Source organism: Candidatus Amarolinea aalborgensis (assembly GCF_900491745.1).
Classification (GTDB): Bacteria; Chloroflexota; Anaerolineae; order SSC4; family Amarolineaceae; genus Amarolinea; species Amarolinea aalborgensis.
Map to the genome: position 1 here is coordinate 23746 of NZ_UETR01000016.1, position 15639 is coordinate 39384.

The window sequence follows — 15639 nt, forward strand, 5'->3', positions numbered from 1 at the left end:
GTTACCACTTGAACAGCCATCCATCCCAGATGCTTCCGCTTCTTCGGTCATCGTCGTCGGAATTGTCATCACTCCTCGTATCGGGGTAGCTTGAGTACGGGTCATAGTCTGGGCGGTTGTCGCTCAATTCGCCAGATGTTGCATGGTCTGGATGGCTCAACAGAGGATAGGACGATGGCGGCAGGTAGTCAGGGCCAGGCAGTAGCGCCAGGAAGATGGGATAAACGATGGCGAGTATCCCGAAGACTATGATACCGCCCAAAATGCTCACTGCGGTGAGCACCAAAAAGACAATTCCTATCGTAGTCTGCACTGACTCCAAATTGACGAAATTCTGAAGCAATTCGCGCGGGGAAGTTGAGCCATCTGGGTCAGCCAGTTGCAGCAAGCCGGACAGGATGGTGACGAGCCAGCCGATCGGAAGAAGCAGAACCGTCACAAGGATGCAGTGCATGACCCAACGCCAACGTCTGCCTGCCACCATTAACACAAGTGCAGCGATCCACAGGCTCAGGCCGCCTAAGAAAGTGTTGCGGCGGGCGGGTTCGCCCAATAGCCAATCTATGCAAGCGAGCGGAGAGTCAAGACTGCATTCTAATGAATCGGCGCGTTCAACCCTGCCAATACCTGTGCCGGTCCCTCCCGCCGTGGACGTCCGTGTCGCCATCGCTGGTGTAGATGCTACTTCTGTTGCAGTTGGAACATCCGTTACCACCGGTACCCTCGGCGCGCTATTGAGCAAATCGCCAAATATCCAGGTCCCGTTGGCAGTCTGATACCAAGTGCCAGTTGAGTTTCGCCCAATGATGGTCAGCGCTTGTCCAGACTTAGCGACACCTACGATGGGATAGTTAGTCCCAGGGCCAGTCCGCAGGTTAGCGTTGGTTCTCACCTTAACCGCTACCTGCGGCGGTCCGTCCGCGGGCTTGGTGGATGGCGGGGTCGTTGCTGGCGCGGCTGAGGCTGGATTCGGTGCAGCGGCCGGTGGCGCGGGAATGCTCACGGCCTCCGGAACGTTGGGCGTGCCGACCACCAAGTTGCCGAAAATCCAGGCACCGTTCGCTAGTTGGTACCAGTTGCCTGCCGGGTTGCGGGCTACGATCTCGATAGTCTGGCCAGCCTTGACGTTGCCAATTCTAGGGTAGTCTGTGCCTGGCCCAGAGCGTAGGTTAGCGTTGGCCTTCACTGTAGCGGATGATTTTGCGTGTGGGCTTTGGAGGACAGGAGTCGGCGGAGTTTGAACTGACCGCACCGATTGAACGGCTGAGGGTGCGGTCAGCAGAGCAAGCAGAATGCCAAACCACACACAAATCCATAAAGGCACAGTGCGATTGTTGCCCATGTTGCTGCTCCAAATGCGCCGTTGCCACCTTCATCAGGTGGTACTCTTGGCGATCATTCGGGAGCATTATACTCGAACCACAGCCACCTGCCAACATAGGCTGTCCAAGCGGAACCAACTCAATTCAGGTTGCACTGCCAGTGGGCTTTGGCAAGCCGGTGGATTTCGGCTATAATGCAGGCCGGATCGCAGTGTGCTTATGGGGGTGAGATCATGACATTGGACGATATCATGCAAGATATTTATGCTTTGGAAGACGACATGCGCACCTATGAGCGCAAATACGGCGTTTTGTCCGAAACCTTCTATGAAGCCTACGCCAACGGCGAAGAACCGCCGGATGACTCATGGGTTCGTGATTGGACGGCCTGGGCCAGCGCGTACCGGCTTTGGCTGCGACGACGCGACCAATATCAGACAACGCTACATTTCTTTCTGGCCGAGACACGGTCTATCATTGACGTGATTCAGAGAACCGCGCGCCATGAACCCATTCCGGTCCTTGCGTGATTACGAACTCTACATCTATTCGCTGCAGCGAAGCGAATCTCGGATTACTCGCTCGACGTTGGTTGTGGCCCAGCGGGGTCGCCTGTTCGCCGAACTCACCGGCGATGTCACTCTAATGGGAGGATGCCGCCTCTCCGTCTATGAACGCCTCACCTGGGACGCTGGTGCTGTCACCATCGAGGCCTATAGCTACGAAGTGTGGCTTGGCGGTGATAAGCTCTACTGGTACGACTCGCAGCCGCATCCCAACGATCCCACCCTGGCCGGCACCCATCCGCACCATAAACACCTGCCGCCGGACATCAAGCATCACCGCGTGCCTGCCCCAGGCCTCAACTTCTCGCAACCCAATCTACCCTTTCTGATCGCCGAGATCTTGGCGCTGGCAGCCCGCGACCCGACGACGGGTTGAACATCACCGGCGTGACGGCTTGGCCGATGTTGGAATTCGCACCAACTGGAATAGCCTGTCGAAGGGCTTTGGCAGGCCGGCGGATTTCGGTTATAATGCAAGCCTGACAACACTTGCTGAGGGGGTGGGACCATGACATTGGACGATGTTTTGCGTGACATTCATGCCATGCGCGAAGACATTCTGGTTTTCGAACGCAAATATGGAATTCCCACCGAAATCTTCTACGCGGCCTACCAGGATGGTGAAGAGCCGGCTGATTCGGCCTGGGTTCTGGACTGGAGTCAATGGGCCGGTTCGTACGAGATATTGCAGGAACGCTTGAGCTGGTATCGCCGCAGCGTCGAACAGCTCTTGCACGAGGCCAAAGTAGCCAGCCTGTCACAACTCATGGAACGTACCGCTCGTCATGAACCCGTTGCAATCTCTGCCTGAGTACGAGATTTTCATTTACACGTTGCCGCAGCACAATCCGGGTATCGCTCGCAGCACGCTGGTAGTCGCCCGCCGAGGCGCCACGGCCGCGACGCTCAATGGCGCTATTGAGTGTCACAACGGCCTACGCCTGATTGTGCGTGAAATGTTGTCGTTTGCTCCCACAGGCCAGATCAAGAGCTATGGCTATGAAGCCTGGCGTGGTCACGAGCTGCTCTACTGGTACGACTCGCAGCCACATCCCAATGACCCCGCACTTGCCAGCACCCATCCGCACCACAAACACCTGCCGCCGGACATCAAGCACCACCGTGTGCCTGCCCCAGGCCTCAGCTTCTCGCAACCCAATCTACCCTTTCTGATCGCCGAGATCCTGGCGCTGACGTCTTAGAAACTTAAGGCCGCTCACTGTCGGCTTGTAGGCTGCCTGCAACCGCCATCGAGAGGAGTTTCCGCGCTCCAACCGTTGGAAAGATGGCGCGCGAAATCCACGAAGCACGGCGGGGAATGCTTCGTGGACTTCGCGCTTCGCGATCTTCGCGTCACTTCGCGTCTTCGTGATCCAAACCCTACCGCCGCCGCGCGACATACGGCAGATACACGCCGCCTCCTGCGACGATACTGCGCTCTGCCCCAGTCGCCGTGTTCCCGCTCAAGTCTGCACTGCGCACACGTAGGTAGTAGGTTGTCCCCGCACGCAGGCCAGTCAGATTGATCTCGTGCTGCCTGTCGAATAGAGGATTCGTCACCGACTGCGGATAGCTGCCCGATTGCGTTCCGTACAGAACGGTGCTGTTGGCGAACTCGTTGGTCGTCCAGGTGACGCGGATGCTGGCGCCCACGCGCGTCACCACGACGTTGCTGATCTGCGGCGGCGCCGTGTCGCCAATGATCTCGCGCGGAAAGACGAGGGTCTCCCGCCGCCCGGCGTTGGCCGACTGCAGGATGATGCGCTCCGCGACCTGGGCGAAGAGCGCCTGCAGTGAGCCATCGGGCGTGGCCAGGCTGGCGTGGCGCAGGGCGTTGGCCGCCTGCAGCACGATGCGCCGGGACACCTGGTTGAAACGGGCTTGCAGGTCAGCCGGCAAAACGCCGATAGTTTCATGTCGAGCCGCATTGGCCGCCTGCAGCACGATGCGCCGACTCACCTGCGTGAACAACGAGTTCAGTGCTGATGGCAGCGCGCCGATGGCTTCATGCCGCCCCGCATTAGCCGCCTGCAGCACGATGTGCGAACGAACTGTCGAGGCAACCGCACCCAGGTTGGGATCGAGGCTGGCGCCGGTTTCACGCACGGCATCGGCATTGTTCACAATGATGCCGCTCTGGCTGCGCACGGGCAAGGCGAGCGGCAACACCAACAAACAGAGCAGGAGCAGGATTATCCGATAACGCGCGTTCATCATGGCACCCGATACACGAGGGCAAGGCCAGCGTAAGCCAAGTAGTTGCTGTCGTTAGTCACTTCGAATGTATGATACCGATCGGGAAGTAACTGCGACGCCGTCAATGCGCCATCGGCATAGTCATACGTGGTCGCGATTTCCACGCCATCAAGCTTGAGGTGCGCCGCGTTATACTCTACGCGTCGCAGCGACCAGCTCCTTTCATAATACGCATAGCTTCCGGGCAGATTGACCTGGAATTGACTCCCATTGCGATTATCTTCAGCCGCCAGCAAGAGGCGATTGGCATTGGGAAAGCGGAAGTCGTAGTAGGCCGCGCCTGGGTACGAGACGCCCGCGGCATTGGCCGCGACCGCCAGGACGTTTTCGAGCAAGGTGGGAATCGAGCCGCTGGTATAGGCATTCCAGTCGAAGATCTTGGCGGCCGGGTCGGCCGCCAGGTAGTACGCCAGGAACCAGCCGCTGCGATGGATGTAGACATGGACATCGAAGCGCTCCGGGTAGTTGGCTGGCGGTACGGCGCCGATGAGATAGTCCGATGTTTCTGCTTCGATCACGCTATAGATGCCACGCACATCGCTCAGGTTGATGGCATTGCTGGCGTGAAAATACGCAGAAATGCCGGCCTCATCCTGCGGAAAGGCGGTGGGCGCATCGCCTTCTTCCTGCGCGTTGGCAATGGCGACGAAGGATGGCGCGGCCAGGCGGATGGCGTTGTCGCCGCTTGCCGGTGCAGCCGGACGGCCGCTGAAACTCAAGGCTGCCAGGGTCAAAATTAGGAGGATGATCCAGCTCAACGGACGACGTAGCAAATGGAAACTCATGTAATTGCCCCTTCTAGGTTCGGAATGGACTGCCGCGTTGCTCGTCCAACGCTCATTCAATTCACTCGCACAGATCGAGCACCTTCTCCATCATCGGCCCCAGGTTTTGGAGCAGGCTGAATGGATCGGCTCCGCCTGAGCCACCCGGCGTCTGCGCCAATTCCTGCTGCAACCTGACCTGGATGCGCTGTAACCGCTCCGCGCGTTCGCTGGCATAGATATCCACATACCAGTTGCCGTCCTGGCTGCGGCGTACGTCGTGTTGGTCGCAAAAGTTCAGCTCCAGGGCGACGATGGGGTAACGCACCTTTCCGCTGGCCTGCACCAGGGCGTAATCGTCTCGGCTGCTGACCAGGTCTACTTTCAGATCTTTCACGGTGAAACCTGTCAGCTTGGACGGCTCAAGCCTGACAGGCCCGATTAAGAACGAGAAGGCATCCAGCAGCCCCAGCGGATAGCCGCCCCGCTGGCGATTTTCGGGCAGGATAGCGTCCATGTACGCGTCACGATCGTTTTTTGATAGGGCGTCGTACATGCGGCGTACAACGTCTTGCGCCGGATGAGTTCTGGCGCTGGCGCACGCGCTCAGGATGACCGCAAGGCATACAAACGCAGCCCCACCGCTAATCCTGGCAATCCAACCTCTCTTCATCATCGCTCACCTCCCATCGCTAAGCATGGAAGCCATCGTGGCTCATGGCCGGTTGTCAGGCGTTGGACGCCTGGCTTTCGCGGGCGCCTGCTGGCGTTTGCACAAGCGCAGCCACGATGATCGCGATGCCAAAGACGATTGTGAGCCAGGCGCCAATCGAAAAGGCTTGCCATGCCAACTGCAGCGCGACCTTCATCGCTTCGATGCCTCCGTCGAGACCGACCCTCACAAGGGCATAGAGTATGGCGCCGAGCGGAATAATGCCAGCCACGGCGCCTACGGCGCGATTGTCGACTTCAATGAAGCTGAGCACTATCGTAATCCCAGCCACGATGGGAATGATCCAGGCATAGTTGCCGTACGAATCGAGCTGACCGAGGTTGTACCCAGATATGCCGACGCCAAAAATTCGGATCCAGGGCAGGAAAAAGGCTGCAACCAAGCCGACGGCGCACACGACAACGGGCGTGGATGAATGTACGTTCAGGTTCACGATGCCCTCCTGTGGTCTTTTCTCAGCAAACCGACTTGACGTATTGAGGCGAAACGGATAAACTGAGTCTACGCCATCCTTCACAGCGTAACACATCCAACACTCGGAATGTCGGAAATTTTTCCTGGGAATTTCGCCCGACAGGAGATCCCATGCCTGCTGACTGGAAACGCTTCGGTAACCTGCTGACCAACCTTCTGTGGCAAATCAAAGACGCGGGCGGTCCTGCGATCGAGGACCTGCAAGAGATCATCGGCCAGACCCTCGGCAAACGCGGCGGCGCTTCCATCGCCAAATGGCGCCAGGGCCAGCCCGTCGCGCGTCAGCAGGATGTCGAAGGCCTGGTGCAGGCATTGGCCGATCTGGCCCAGGACGCTGGCCTGGCACGGGAATCGTTGCGGCCTGACTTACGCACGCTGCTGACTCTGGCCGACCATTCACATCCTGACCTCGTGCTGCCTGCGCTCGCTCAGCCGGCGCCGGCGCAGCAGCCGCCTCGTTCGGCCAAGCCCGCCGGCCGCACCGATTGGGGCCGCTCATCGGATGTGGCCCGGTTCGTGGGGCGTGAGTTAGAACTGGTGCAGTTGCGTCGCATCCTGCAAACCGACCGCAGCCGCCTATGCGGCGTCTTCGGCCTGGGCGGCGTCGGCAAGACCTTCTTGACCAAAAAGGCGACGTTGGGTGTGGCGCCGCTGTTCGACGCCACGCAATGGGTGCTCTTGCAAGACGGCCCCCCTTTGGATGAAGTGCTCACCAAGTGCATCCATTTCCTTTCGGACTATCGCGATACCGACCTGCCAGCAACCACGGCCGGCCGTATTGACCGGCTGCTGACCTATTTCCGCCAGCAGCGCTGCCTGCTCATCTTCGATAAACTCGAAGCTGTCATGCGCCCGGGCAAACCGGCCGGTTACTTCCGCGACGTCTATGCCGCCTATGGGGATCTGGTTCAGGCCGTGGCCGAAACCGAGCATCAGAGTTGTCTGATCGTGGTCAGTCGCGAAAAGCTGCGGGACATGGCGCGTTGGGAAAGTCCATCGGCGCGTGTTGAGTCTCTGTCGCTGAAAGGGATCAGCGTCGCTGATGCCCAGGACATTCTGAAAGGCTCGCAGCTCATCGGCAGCGACGCCGACTGGGAAGCCCTCGTCAGGCACTATGCCGGCAATCCCTTAATGCTGCAATTAACGGCCGCGCCAATCCGTGACCTCTACGCGGGTCGGTTGGGCCATTTTCTGACCGGGGATCGCTTCGCCTTCGAGGACGTCAATGACCTCCTTGACCAACACGTCGTTCGCCTATCGGCCAGCGAGCAGGATGTCATACACTGGCTGGCGCTCGAGCGCACGGCGCTGTCCCTGGACTACCTGGCAGATCATCTTCTGCCCCATCAACCCATCAACGATGTCTGGACGACCCTTAGTTCCTTACTGCGCCGCCACCTGGTGGAAAAGGACGCCGCTGGCTTTTTTCTGCAGGATATCGTACTGGAATATGTCACCGACCGCCTGGTACGGACCCTGGGTGATGAGATTGTGAAGGGTCAGGTTGACTATTTTCGGCGCCTTCCCTTGCTCAACCCTACGGCCAGGGAGTACAAACGCCTCGGCCAGGAACGCTTCATGGCTGCTCCCTTAGCCGACCGCCTGCGCCACGCATGGCCGCAACGGGGCATGGCGCAGCGCCTGGTTGACCTCGTAACGATGGAGCGCGGCACAGGACTGCCTGGCTACACGGCTGGCAACAGCCTCAATCTCCTCCGACACATCGGGGATGATCTCACCGGCGCCGATTTTTCCCAAGTGAGTATCTGGCGCCTTCCTGCAGGGCGTGGATCTGCACGAGGTCAACCTGGCGGGCGCAGACCTGCGCGAGACCGTGTTTACGGAGGCCTTTTCCAGCGTGGCTGCTCTCGGGCTCAGTCCAGACGGCGCGTTGTTGGCGGCTGGCGCGGACAGCGGTGACATCTACCTTTGGCGCTGCCGGGACTTCAAGCGTCTGTTAACCCTCAAAGGTCATAATGATTGGGTACGTTCGGTGACTTTCAGCCCCGACGGCGGGCTGCTTGCCAGCGCCAGCAGCGACAAAACGATTCGTCTGTGGGATGTTCGCACGGGCGATTGCGTGCGTAGCCTGGTCGGGCATGAGAACCGTGTGCGTTCGGTCGCCTTCAGTCCCGACGGAAGCCTGCTCGTAAGCGCCAGCAGCGATGAGACGGCACGCGTGTGGCGCGTCGCGGATGGCCAACTCTTGCGCACCCTGGTCGGACACGAAGATGTGGTCTATTCCGCTCGCTTCAGTGCACGCGGTCTCTGGCTCGCGAGCTGTAGTTACGACAAGACGATCAGACTGTGGGATGTGGCGACCGGCGCGTGTTTGCGTACCCTGACGGGGCATGATGGCTGCGTCTTGCCGCTGGCCTTTCATCCCACCAACGAACACCTCCTGGCCAGCGGCAGCGATGACAAAACAGTGCGGCTGTGGGATGTGCGCGATGGCGCCTGCCTGCATATCTTCGCTGACCACGACGCTGAGGTGCGCAGTGTGGCCTTTAGCCCGGACGGCGCCTGGCTCGCCAGCGGCAGTTACGACCGCCGCGTGCGCATCTGGCGCATAGACAACTATGCACCGTACCGTCTCTTCGAGGGTCACCACGATGTGATTGAGGGATTGGCCTTTGCTCCCGACGCGCCCCTGCTCTACGTGGGCAGCCAGGACCAGTCTGTCCACGTGTGGGACATACGTGGCCCGCAGCGCGTACAGATCCTGCAAGGGCGCAGCGATCGCACTTGGACCGTGACCTGGCACCCTCAGCGCCCGCGGCTGGCGACTGCAGGCAGTGATGGGCACATTCGCATCTGGGATCTCGATCAGAGCCGATGTCTGCATGATCTGACTGGCCACACCGGCTGGGTGCAGATGATTGCCTTCAGCCCCGATGGCAGCCAACTGGCCAGTGTGGGGAACGACAAGACCGTCCGCGTGTGGGATACGCAGGATGGCCGGCAGCTGCTGTCCCATCGCCAGCATACGCAGCAGGTGGCAAGTGTCGTTTGGACACACGATGGACGCTTGATTGCCAGCGGCGGCGAAGATAGCAATATCTGTTTGTGGGATTTGCACACCGGCCGGTTGGCATCGCTGCCGCAACACACCAACTCCGTGCGCGGACTGGCCTTTTCTGGTGATGATCGCTGGCTCGCCAGCAGTGATGACGATGGCGTGATTCGTCTATGGGATCTGGCGACGCAACTGGTCGCGCGCACCTGGCAAGTAGGCGTGGCTGTTTGGGCGCTGGCCTTCGATTCTCGTGACGGTCACCTGGCAAGCGGCAGCCACGACGGCATCGTGCGACTGTGGGATATCGAAACTGGAGCCTGCATCCGGACCTGGGATGCACACAGTGATCTGATTGTGGCCCTGGCCTTTCATCCACACGTCAGGCTGCTCGCCAGCGCCAGCTATGACGAAACGGCGCGTCTGTGGGATGCCGACAGCGGCGCCCTGGTGCGCACGCTGCAGGGTGAGACCCGCGTCCCAGCCATTGCCTTCAGCCCCGATGGGCGCCGGCTGGCCGGGGGCAGTCACACAGAGACGGTGCGCATCTGGGATATCGAGACCGGTCAAGTCGTGCAGGAGATCCACAGTCCGCGGCCCTACGATGGTCTGAACATCACGGGCGTGACGGGCCTGACCGATGCGGAAATCCGCATGCTCAAACAACTCGGCGCAGTAGAATTCGCTGCGTGATCGCCTACTGCCCTACTCCCCCTCCTCCTCAAACTCCTCTGGCAGCTTCAGCGCTTCCAGCCGCTGCTGCAGGTCACTCAGCAGCGCGAGGACCTGGGACGCGTTCCAGGCATGACCCTGCGCATCGCTCCACCCCTCGCGCCCCGGATTCTTGGCGACAAACGCCTGCGTGCGTGTTTGCCAGGCGCCGATCGTCTGCACGAGGTCGCCCGGCTCGGCCAGGATGCGCGTCAGCAGCCGTTGTTCGGCCTCCCAGGCTGTATGCAATTTGTTCTGCAAGCCGCTGGCCCCGCCGCCCTTGAGCACCGCGGCCGCGCTGGTCAGGCTTTGCAGCGTCTTGAGCCGGGTTTCCAAGAATTCACGATCTGTCATCGCTCCCCTCCCATCCCCTCCAACACCCGCGCGAGCAGCGCCTGCCAATCCGGCGCGTTCAGCGGCAGCCAGACGGCGTCCTTGATCACACGCGCTGGCGGGCCTAGCTTCTGCTGCAGCGCCCGGCCGTCGGCGCTTTCCACCCACGGCGCCTTGATGATCAGACGCTGCTCTTCCACGGCGATGCTGGTGACGCCTGCCTGCGTCGCTAACGCCTTGACTCGCACCTGGTAGAGCAGGCTGTCAACGGCCGCCGGCGGCGCGCCGAAACGATCGCTCAGCTCCTGGCGGAAGTCGCTGATGGCGTTCAGGTCGGCCAGGCTGGCAAGCCGGCGGTAGAGTCGCAGGCGCAGGCCGGCGTCGGTGACGTAATCATCGGGGAGCCGCGCTTCCAACGGCAAATCCAGGGTTACGGCGGGCGCCAGCGCGTCGGTTAGGGCGTTTCGCCGCCGCTGCCCATCCGTGCCCACTTCCATTTGGCGCTGAGCGCGGGCGTCATCCACCGCCTGCGCCAACAGCCGCGTGTATAGATCAAAGCCGACGGCCGTCATGTGGCCGTGCTGGCGTGCGCCCAGGATCTCGCCCGCGCCGCGAATCTCCAGATCGTGCATGGCGATGCGAAAGCCGGCGCCGAGCTCGCTGGCCTCCAGGATGGCTTCCAGCCGGCGCTTTGCAATCAACGACAGCGTGGCGCCGCGGTCATAAAGCAAGTAGGCATACGCACGCACCGCGCTGCGTCCCACGCGCCCACGCAGCTGGTAAAGCTGCGCCAGGCCGAAATGATCGGCCCGATTGATGATGATCGTGTTGACGTTGGGAATGTCCAGGCCGCTCTCGATGATGGTGGTGCACACCAGCACATCGCGTTCGCCGTTGGCAAAGTCGAGCATCACCTGCTCCAACTGGCGCTCTGGCATCTGCCCATGGCCGATGCCGATGCGCGCTTCGGGCACGATGTGCTGCACGCGCTGCGCCAACTGCTCGATGCCCAGCACCCGGTTGTGTACAAAGTAGACCTGCCCGCCGCGGTCCAGCTCGCGCAGGATGGCCTGGCGGATGAGCTGCTCATCATACTCGGCCAGCGTCGTCTTGATGGGCAGGCGCTCCTCCGGCGGGGTGTCAATCGTGCTCAGGTCGCGCACCCCGGTCAGGCTCATGTGCAGCGTGCGCGGAATCGGCGTCGCGGTCAGCGTCAGCACATCCACCTCGGTGCGCATTTGTTTCAGACGCTCTTTGTGCGTCACGCCGAAGCGCTGTTCCTCATCAATGATGAGCAATCCCAGGTCTTTGAACGTCACATCCTGGCTCAACAGACGGTGCGTACCGACCACCAGGTCAACGCTGCCTTTCAGCAGCCCGTCAATGACTTTGTCCTGTTCGCCCGCGGTGAGAAAACGGCTGAGCATGGCCACGTGGACCGGGAACGAGCGCAGGCGCTGGCTGAAGTTGGTGAAGTGCTGCTGCGCCAGGACGGTCGTCGGCACCAGCACCGCCACCTGCTTGCCGTCCATGATGGCCTTGAAGGCCGCGCGCAGCGCCACTTCCGTCTTGCCGTAGCCCACATCGCCGCAGATGAGCCGATCCATCGGCCGGCTGCGTTCCATGTCGTGCTTGACATCTTCAATCGCCGCCAGTTGATCCTCGGTCTCCACGTAGGGAAAGGAGCCTTCGAGTTCATCCTGCCACATGCTGTCCGGCGCAAAGGCATGACCGGCCACCGTCTCGCGTGCGGCGTACAGATCGAGCAGTTCGTCAGCGATGTCGGCCACGGCCCGTCGCGTGCGCTGTTTGACATGCTCCCAGTCGGCGGTGCCCAGGCGGTGCAGAATGGGCGCTCCATCCCCTCCGCCCACATAGCGGCTGAGGCGATCTGCCTGGTGCACCGGTACGTAAAGGCGGTCGCCCTGCGCGTAAGAGAGGTGTAAATACTCACGCGCCACGCCACCCATGTCCAACTTGGCCAGCCCCTGGAACTGCGCGATGCCGTGCTCCATGTGCACCACTAAATCCCCAGGCCGCAGATCGGCAAAAAAAGTCTCTGGCGCAACGGCCCGCGCGCGCATGGCGCGTTTCGGCGCCGGCCGCGCCATGCCGAACAACTCGGCGTCGGTCAGCACCGTCAGCCGCAACCCGCCTTCATCTTCGTTGCGCAGCACAAAGCCTTCGTTGAGACTGCCCGGCGCCAGGTAAACGGCCGGCGGGGGCGTGTCTGTAATGACCTCGGTCAGGATCGGCGCCTGGCCGGCCGCGCGCATCAGGTCATCCAGCCGCGCGGACTGGCGGGTGATCAACACCGTGCGCTGACCGGCCTTGCGCCAGGCTTCCGCCTCTTCCACCACGCGGCGCACCTTGCTGCCGAAGTGCGGCGCCGGCAGAAACGCGCGCGCCAGGTCATCGCCTTGCGCGACCGGCCGCCCCATCAGGTCGCCGAAGCCGAGCTGCACCGGGTGCAGCGCTTGCAAACGCAGCCGCAGGTCATCCACGGCCGCGTAGGGGCGAGGGACGCCACGGGGAAGTTCGCCGGCGTGGGTCAAGTCAAGCGCCAGCTGCTCGGCCTGGGCCTGCAAGTCCGACAGTGTTGCCGTCAGTTCGGCGGCGTCATCCACCAAGATCAGTCCGTTGGCCGGTAGATAGTCGAGCAGCGTGGCTGGCTGGCTGTAGAGGCATGGGATGTACCATTCGACGCCGCGGAAGCCCGTGCCGCCGAGGAGCTGGTCGCGTTCGCGTTCGAAGTCATGCTGTGCAGGCGCGTGGCATGGCGTCAGATCCAGCGCCTCGAGACGCGTGCGCGCCGCGGGGCCATAGCGCGGCAGGGCTTCGCTGGCCGGGCCGAGGAGAACCTCAGTCACGCGGCCGCCTTGTTCCGCGGGCAGGGTGCGCTGCGTGCCTGGATCGAAGAAGCGCAGGCTGTCAATCTCGTTGCCAAACATCTCCAGGCGCAGAGGCCAGGGCAAGTTAGGCGCCCACACGTCCACGATGCCCCCGCGGCGGCTGAACGCGCCTGGTTCTTCCACCACCGTCGCCGGCTGGTAGCCCCAACCCAGCCATTTTTCAAGCAACCCGGCCATATCGGTCATTTGGCCGCTGCGCAGCGGGCGCAGGGCCAGGGCCAACTCGCGCCGCGGCAGCGTCAACAGAGCCAGGGCGCGCGCCGAAGCTACGATCACCGGCGGATGCACGGACGCATCCCCCGGCCGCGGCGCTTGGGTCAAAGCGACCAACGCGCTCAGACGCTGCTGACTGGTTTCGCGTGACCAGGCCACGCGTTCATACGGGAGCGCGTCCGGATCGGCGAAGAGGTGCACGGATGCTGGTTCTGGCAGCCAGCAGCGCAAAGTGTCAACCAACTGGCGCGCCAATTCGGTGCGCGCCGTCAGTATGAGCGTGGGACGTCCGAGGTCAGCGGTCAGCGCGGCGGCCAGAAACGGACGCGCCGCATGCACGATTCCCATCGTTGGAAGGGCAGAGCCATCTTCGACGCGTTGACGCAGCGCGGCGTAAGCTGGAATGTCGCGGACGAGTGACAGCAGGCCCGAAAGTTGCATGCGCGTTTCTCCCTTTCAGGCTGAGTTGAACCGGTTCATGGCGGCGGCGATGCCCTCGCGCAGCCAAATCTCGACGCCATCGGCCGCGCGGGGGCGACAAAAGGCCATTTCAATTTCCTGATCGGCGCTGAAATCTTGCAGCACGTAAGCGGCCGGATCCATGCGGCCAGGAGGGCGGTCAATGCCAATGCGTAGACGGGCAAAACCTTGCGTGCCCAGGTTGTCAATCAGCGATTTCATGCCGTTGTGACCGCCGGCGCCGCCATCGGGTCGGAAGCGCAAACGACCGAGGGGTAGATCAAGCTCATCGTAGAGCACCAGAACCTGGGGGATGGGAATTTTGTAGAAACGCGCCAACGGCGCCACGGCCTGACCAACCAGGTTCATGAAGGTCTGTGGCTTGGCCAGCAGAATTCGCTTTTCGGCAATCGTACCCATTGCCACGGCCGCGCGAAACTCGGCGCGCTGAAATGCCAGGTGATGGCGCTGCGCCAGCAAGTCCACGACCTGGAAACCGACGTTGTGACGATTGCGAGCAAAGCGTGGACCCGGATTGCCCAGGCCCACGATCAGGAAGAGGTCTTCGTTCATGAATGACTCTCAGAAACCCGTTTTCTCCCAGAAAACGAGCTTCTTATTGCCGGCGGGCAAGCAGCCAGCGGATGAGCCACTTGAGCACGAGATAAGCAGCCAGGAAGGCGAACGCCGCCACCGCCAGCCGTGCGCCGCGCAGAAACGCGCCAGTCAAACCTTGTGCGCTCAGCGAACTGGGCATCTGTCCTAGATTGAACAGACTGCCGAACAGGCTGCCGCTGTCCCCGCCGTTGGCGGTCGTGTCAGTGCCTGTACTGTTCGGTGTCGTGCGCGGGGTTATCGTCCCGCTGATGACAGCCGTCGCCGTGACCACAACTGAGGCCCGCGGGGTTGGCGTGGCAATCTGAGGCTGCTCCACCGTCACCGGCGTCGGCGTGAAAAGGGAGGTCGGCGTGGCCGTGGGCGCGGCTGGCTCCGGCACGGTGGGCGTAGCGTCTGGTGTTGGGGTATCCAGGGGTCGGGTGTTCGCCACCAGCAGACCGTTGATTTCCTTTTCGTCATAGTTGCCATCCACGCGTACGACCCGCAGTCGCAGAGCATAGGTGCCATCCGGTACGCCGCGTGTGTCCCATGTGCCCAGCAGGCCGTTCGACACCTGGTTGGTCTGCTCGAACATAAAGTGCCATTCGTCAGGTACACTCTCAGAACGGAAATACAGTTGGAAACGCTGGAAGCCCGGATGAGTGGCTGTGCCGTTGATCGAAATGACGCCGCGCAGGGTGGAGAAGGGCTGCGGCGAGCTGATGGTCGCTTGCCCGCTTTGCCAGGCCAACGCCAAACCAGGCGCTACCAGAACGCCAATCAACAAGAGTCCGACAAGTATACGCGCCCAGGCAAGCCGCCACTGGGGTCGAATCATAAAGGTTTTCCTTCGCCAAATCAGTTATCCACGCACTCTGCGCACGAGCGTGAATGACAATGCCAGCAGACCTGGAGTCCCGAACTCGTTCGGGTGGTCACCACGCCAATAGGCTGCCAACTTGCGCGGCAGCGCAGCGCATTTTCAGTTCCATGGTGCGTATCAACGCCCCCGCCAGGCGCCGCAGCGGCCCGGCGATGGGAGAGCGCCACTCAGTTAGTGTAACACAAGCCAAACGGCGGCGCAAACCGACAATCCGCCCCCTGCGCCTGGGACATGGGTCGGTTGTCAGCACCGGCAACCGTAGTTGACCAGCCGCATGGGATGGGCTACAATCGTGTATCAAGACGTGACCGAGTGGGAATTCGAGCTGCTTTTGACGCGCTGCGCAACTTCGCACCGTTTTCGGTGTTCTAACCGGTGCCAATGGGCAGAAACTTGCGGGCAG

Annotated in this window: 14 protein-coding genes and 2 pseudogenes; 6 read left to right on the plus strand and 10 right to left on the minus strand. The window is 61.6% G+C overall.

The window, feature by feature from the left end:
• Window position 1: 1 nt before the first annotated feature.
• Both ACPQ6D_RS16940 and ACPQ6D_RS16945 read right to left on the minus strand, forming a co-directional pair.
• Window positions 2-553 carry a hypothetical protein gene (locus tag ACPQ6D_RS16940; RefSeq protein ID WP_423225583.1) on the minus strand — a complete coding sequence of 184 codons (552 nt, stop codon included), beginning with the start codon at window positions 551-553 and terminating at the stop codon, window positions 2-4.
• Window positions 554-748: 195 nt separating this feature from the next.
• Window positions 749-1342: pseudogene (locus ACPQ6D_RS16945) on the minus strand (SH3 domain-containing protein); the annotation flags it as partial.
• Between the two features lie 213 nt (window positions 1343-1555).
• On the opposite strand from ACPQ6D_RS16945, the gene ACPQ6D_RS16950 reads away from it, so the two are divergent.
• The 4 genes from ACPQ6D_RS16950 to ACPQ6D_RS16965 all read left to right on the plus strand — a co-directional run bounded on the left by ACPQ6D_RS16950 (window position 1556) and on the right by ACPQ6D_RS16965 (window position 3090).
• Complete coding sequence (locus ACPQ6D_RS16950; RefSeq protein WP_423225533.1) at window positions 1556-1852, plus strand: hypothetical protein; 297 nt, start codon at window positions 1556-1558, stop codon at window positions 1850-1852.
• On the plus strand, window positions 1827-2264 hold the full coding sequence (locus ACPQ6D_RS16955) for a toxin-antitoxin system TumE family protein (RefSeq protein WP_423225534.1): 438 nt from the start codon (window positions 1827-1829) through the stop codon (window positions 2262-2264). The genes ACPQ6D_RS16950 and ACPQ6D_RS16955 overlap by 26 nt, the downstream gene beginning before the upstream one ends.
• A 132-nt stretch (window positions 2265-2396) precedes the next feature.
• A complete protein-coding gene (locus tag ACPQ6D_RS16960; RefSeq protein WP_423225535.1) occupies window positions 2397-2699 on the plus strand; it encodes a hypothetical protein in 303 nt (100 codons plus the stop codon).
• On the plus strand, window positions 2674-3090 hold the full coding sequence (locus ACPQ6D_RS16965) for a toxin-antitoxin system TumE family protein (protein WP_423225536.1): 417 nt from the start codon (window positions 2674-2676) through the stop codon (window positions 3088-3090). The genes ACPQ6D_RS16960 and ACPQ6D_RS16965 overlap by 26 nt, the downstream gene beginning before the upstream one ends.
• Before the next feature lie 178 nt (window positions 3091-3268).
• Here the strand turns inward: ACPQ6D_RS16965 and ACPQ6D_RS16970 are convergent, their stop codons facing one another.
• From ACPQ6D_RS16970 to ACPQ6D_RS16985, 4 genes are all read right to left on the minus strand, one after another.
• Window positions 3269-4105 (minus strand): fibronectin type III domain-containing protein, encoded by an 837-nt coding sequence (locus ACPQ6D_RS16970; RefSeq protein WP_423225537.1) that lies wholly within the window; start codon window positions 4103-4105, stop codon window positions 3269-3271.
• Window positions 4102-4929, minus strand: a complete 828-nt coding sequence (locus ACPQ6D_RS16975; protein WP_423225538.1) for a hypothetical protein — start codon at window positions 4927-4929, stop codon at window positions 4102-4104. The genes ACPQ6D_RS16970 and ACPQ6D_RS16975 overlap by 4 nt, the downstream gene beginning before the upstream one ends.
• Before the next feature lie 61 nt (window positions 4930-4990).
• Entirely contained in the window at window positions 4991-5425 is a 435-nt protein-coding gene (locus tag ACPQ6D_RS16980) for a hypothetical protein (RefSeq protein ID WP_423225539.1), read from the minus strand.
• Window positions 5426-5636: 211 nt separating this feature from the next.
• Window positions 5637-6074, minus strand: coding sequence for a hypothetical protein (locus ACPQ6D_RS16985; protein WP_423225540.1), 438 nt, complete (start codon window positions 6072-6074; stop codon window positions 5637-5639).
• 152 nt (window positions 6075-6226) lie between these two features.
• On the opposite strand from ACPQ6D_RS16985, the pseudogene ACPQ6D_RS16990 reads away from it, so the two are divergent.
• Both ACPQ6D_RS16990 and ACPQ6D_RS16995 read left to right on the plus strand, forming a co-directional pair.
• A pseudogene (locus ACPQ6D_RS16990) lies at window positions 6227-6934 on the plus strand (hypothetical protein); the annotation flags it as partial.
• Window positions 6935-7901: 967 nt separating this feature from the next.
• Window positions 7902-9821 carry a WD40 repeat domain-containing protein gene (locus ACPQ6D_RS16995; protein WP_423225541.1) on the plus strand — a complete coding sequence of 640 codons (1920 nt, stop codon included), beginning with the start codon at window positions 7902-7904 and terminating at the stop codon, window positions 9819-9821.
• Window positions 9822-9833: 12 nt separating this feature from the next.
• Here ACPQ6D_RS16995 and ACPQ6D_RS17000 read toward each other — a convergent pair whose 3' ends face one another.
• From ACPQ6D_RS17000 to ACPQ6D_RS17015, 4 genes are read right to left on the minus strand one after another with little or no spacing between them, the layout of a single operon-like run.
• Entirely contained in the window at window positions 9834-10193 is a 360-nt protein-coding gene (locus ACPQ6D_RS17000) for a hypothetical protein (RefSeq protein WP_423225542.1), read from the minus strand.
• A complete protein-coding gene (gene mfd, locus ACPQ6D_RS17005) occupies window positions 10190-13738 on the minus strand; it encodes a transcription-repair coupling factor (protein ID WP_423225543.1) in 3549 nt (1182 codons plus the stop codon). Before mfd ends, ACPQ6D_RS17000 begins: the two co-directional genes overlap by 4 nt.
• Window positions 13739-13753: 15 nt before the next feature.
• A complete protein-coding gene (gene pth / locus ACPQ6D_RS17010) occupies window positions 13754-14329 on the minus strand; it encodes an aminoacyl-tRNA hydrolase (protein ID WP_423225544.1) in 576 nt (191 codons plus the stop codon).
• A gap of 43 nt (window positions 14330-14372) precedes the next feature.
• On the minus strand, window positions 14373-15191 hold the full coding sequence (locus tag ACPQ6D_RS17015; RefSeq protein ID WP_423225545.1) for a hypothetical protein: 819 nt from the start codon (window positions 15189-15191) through the stop codon (window positions 14373-14375).
• Window positions 15192-15639: the final 448 nt, after the last annotated feature.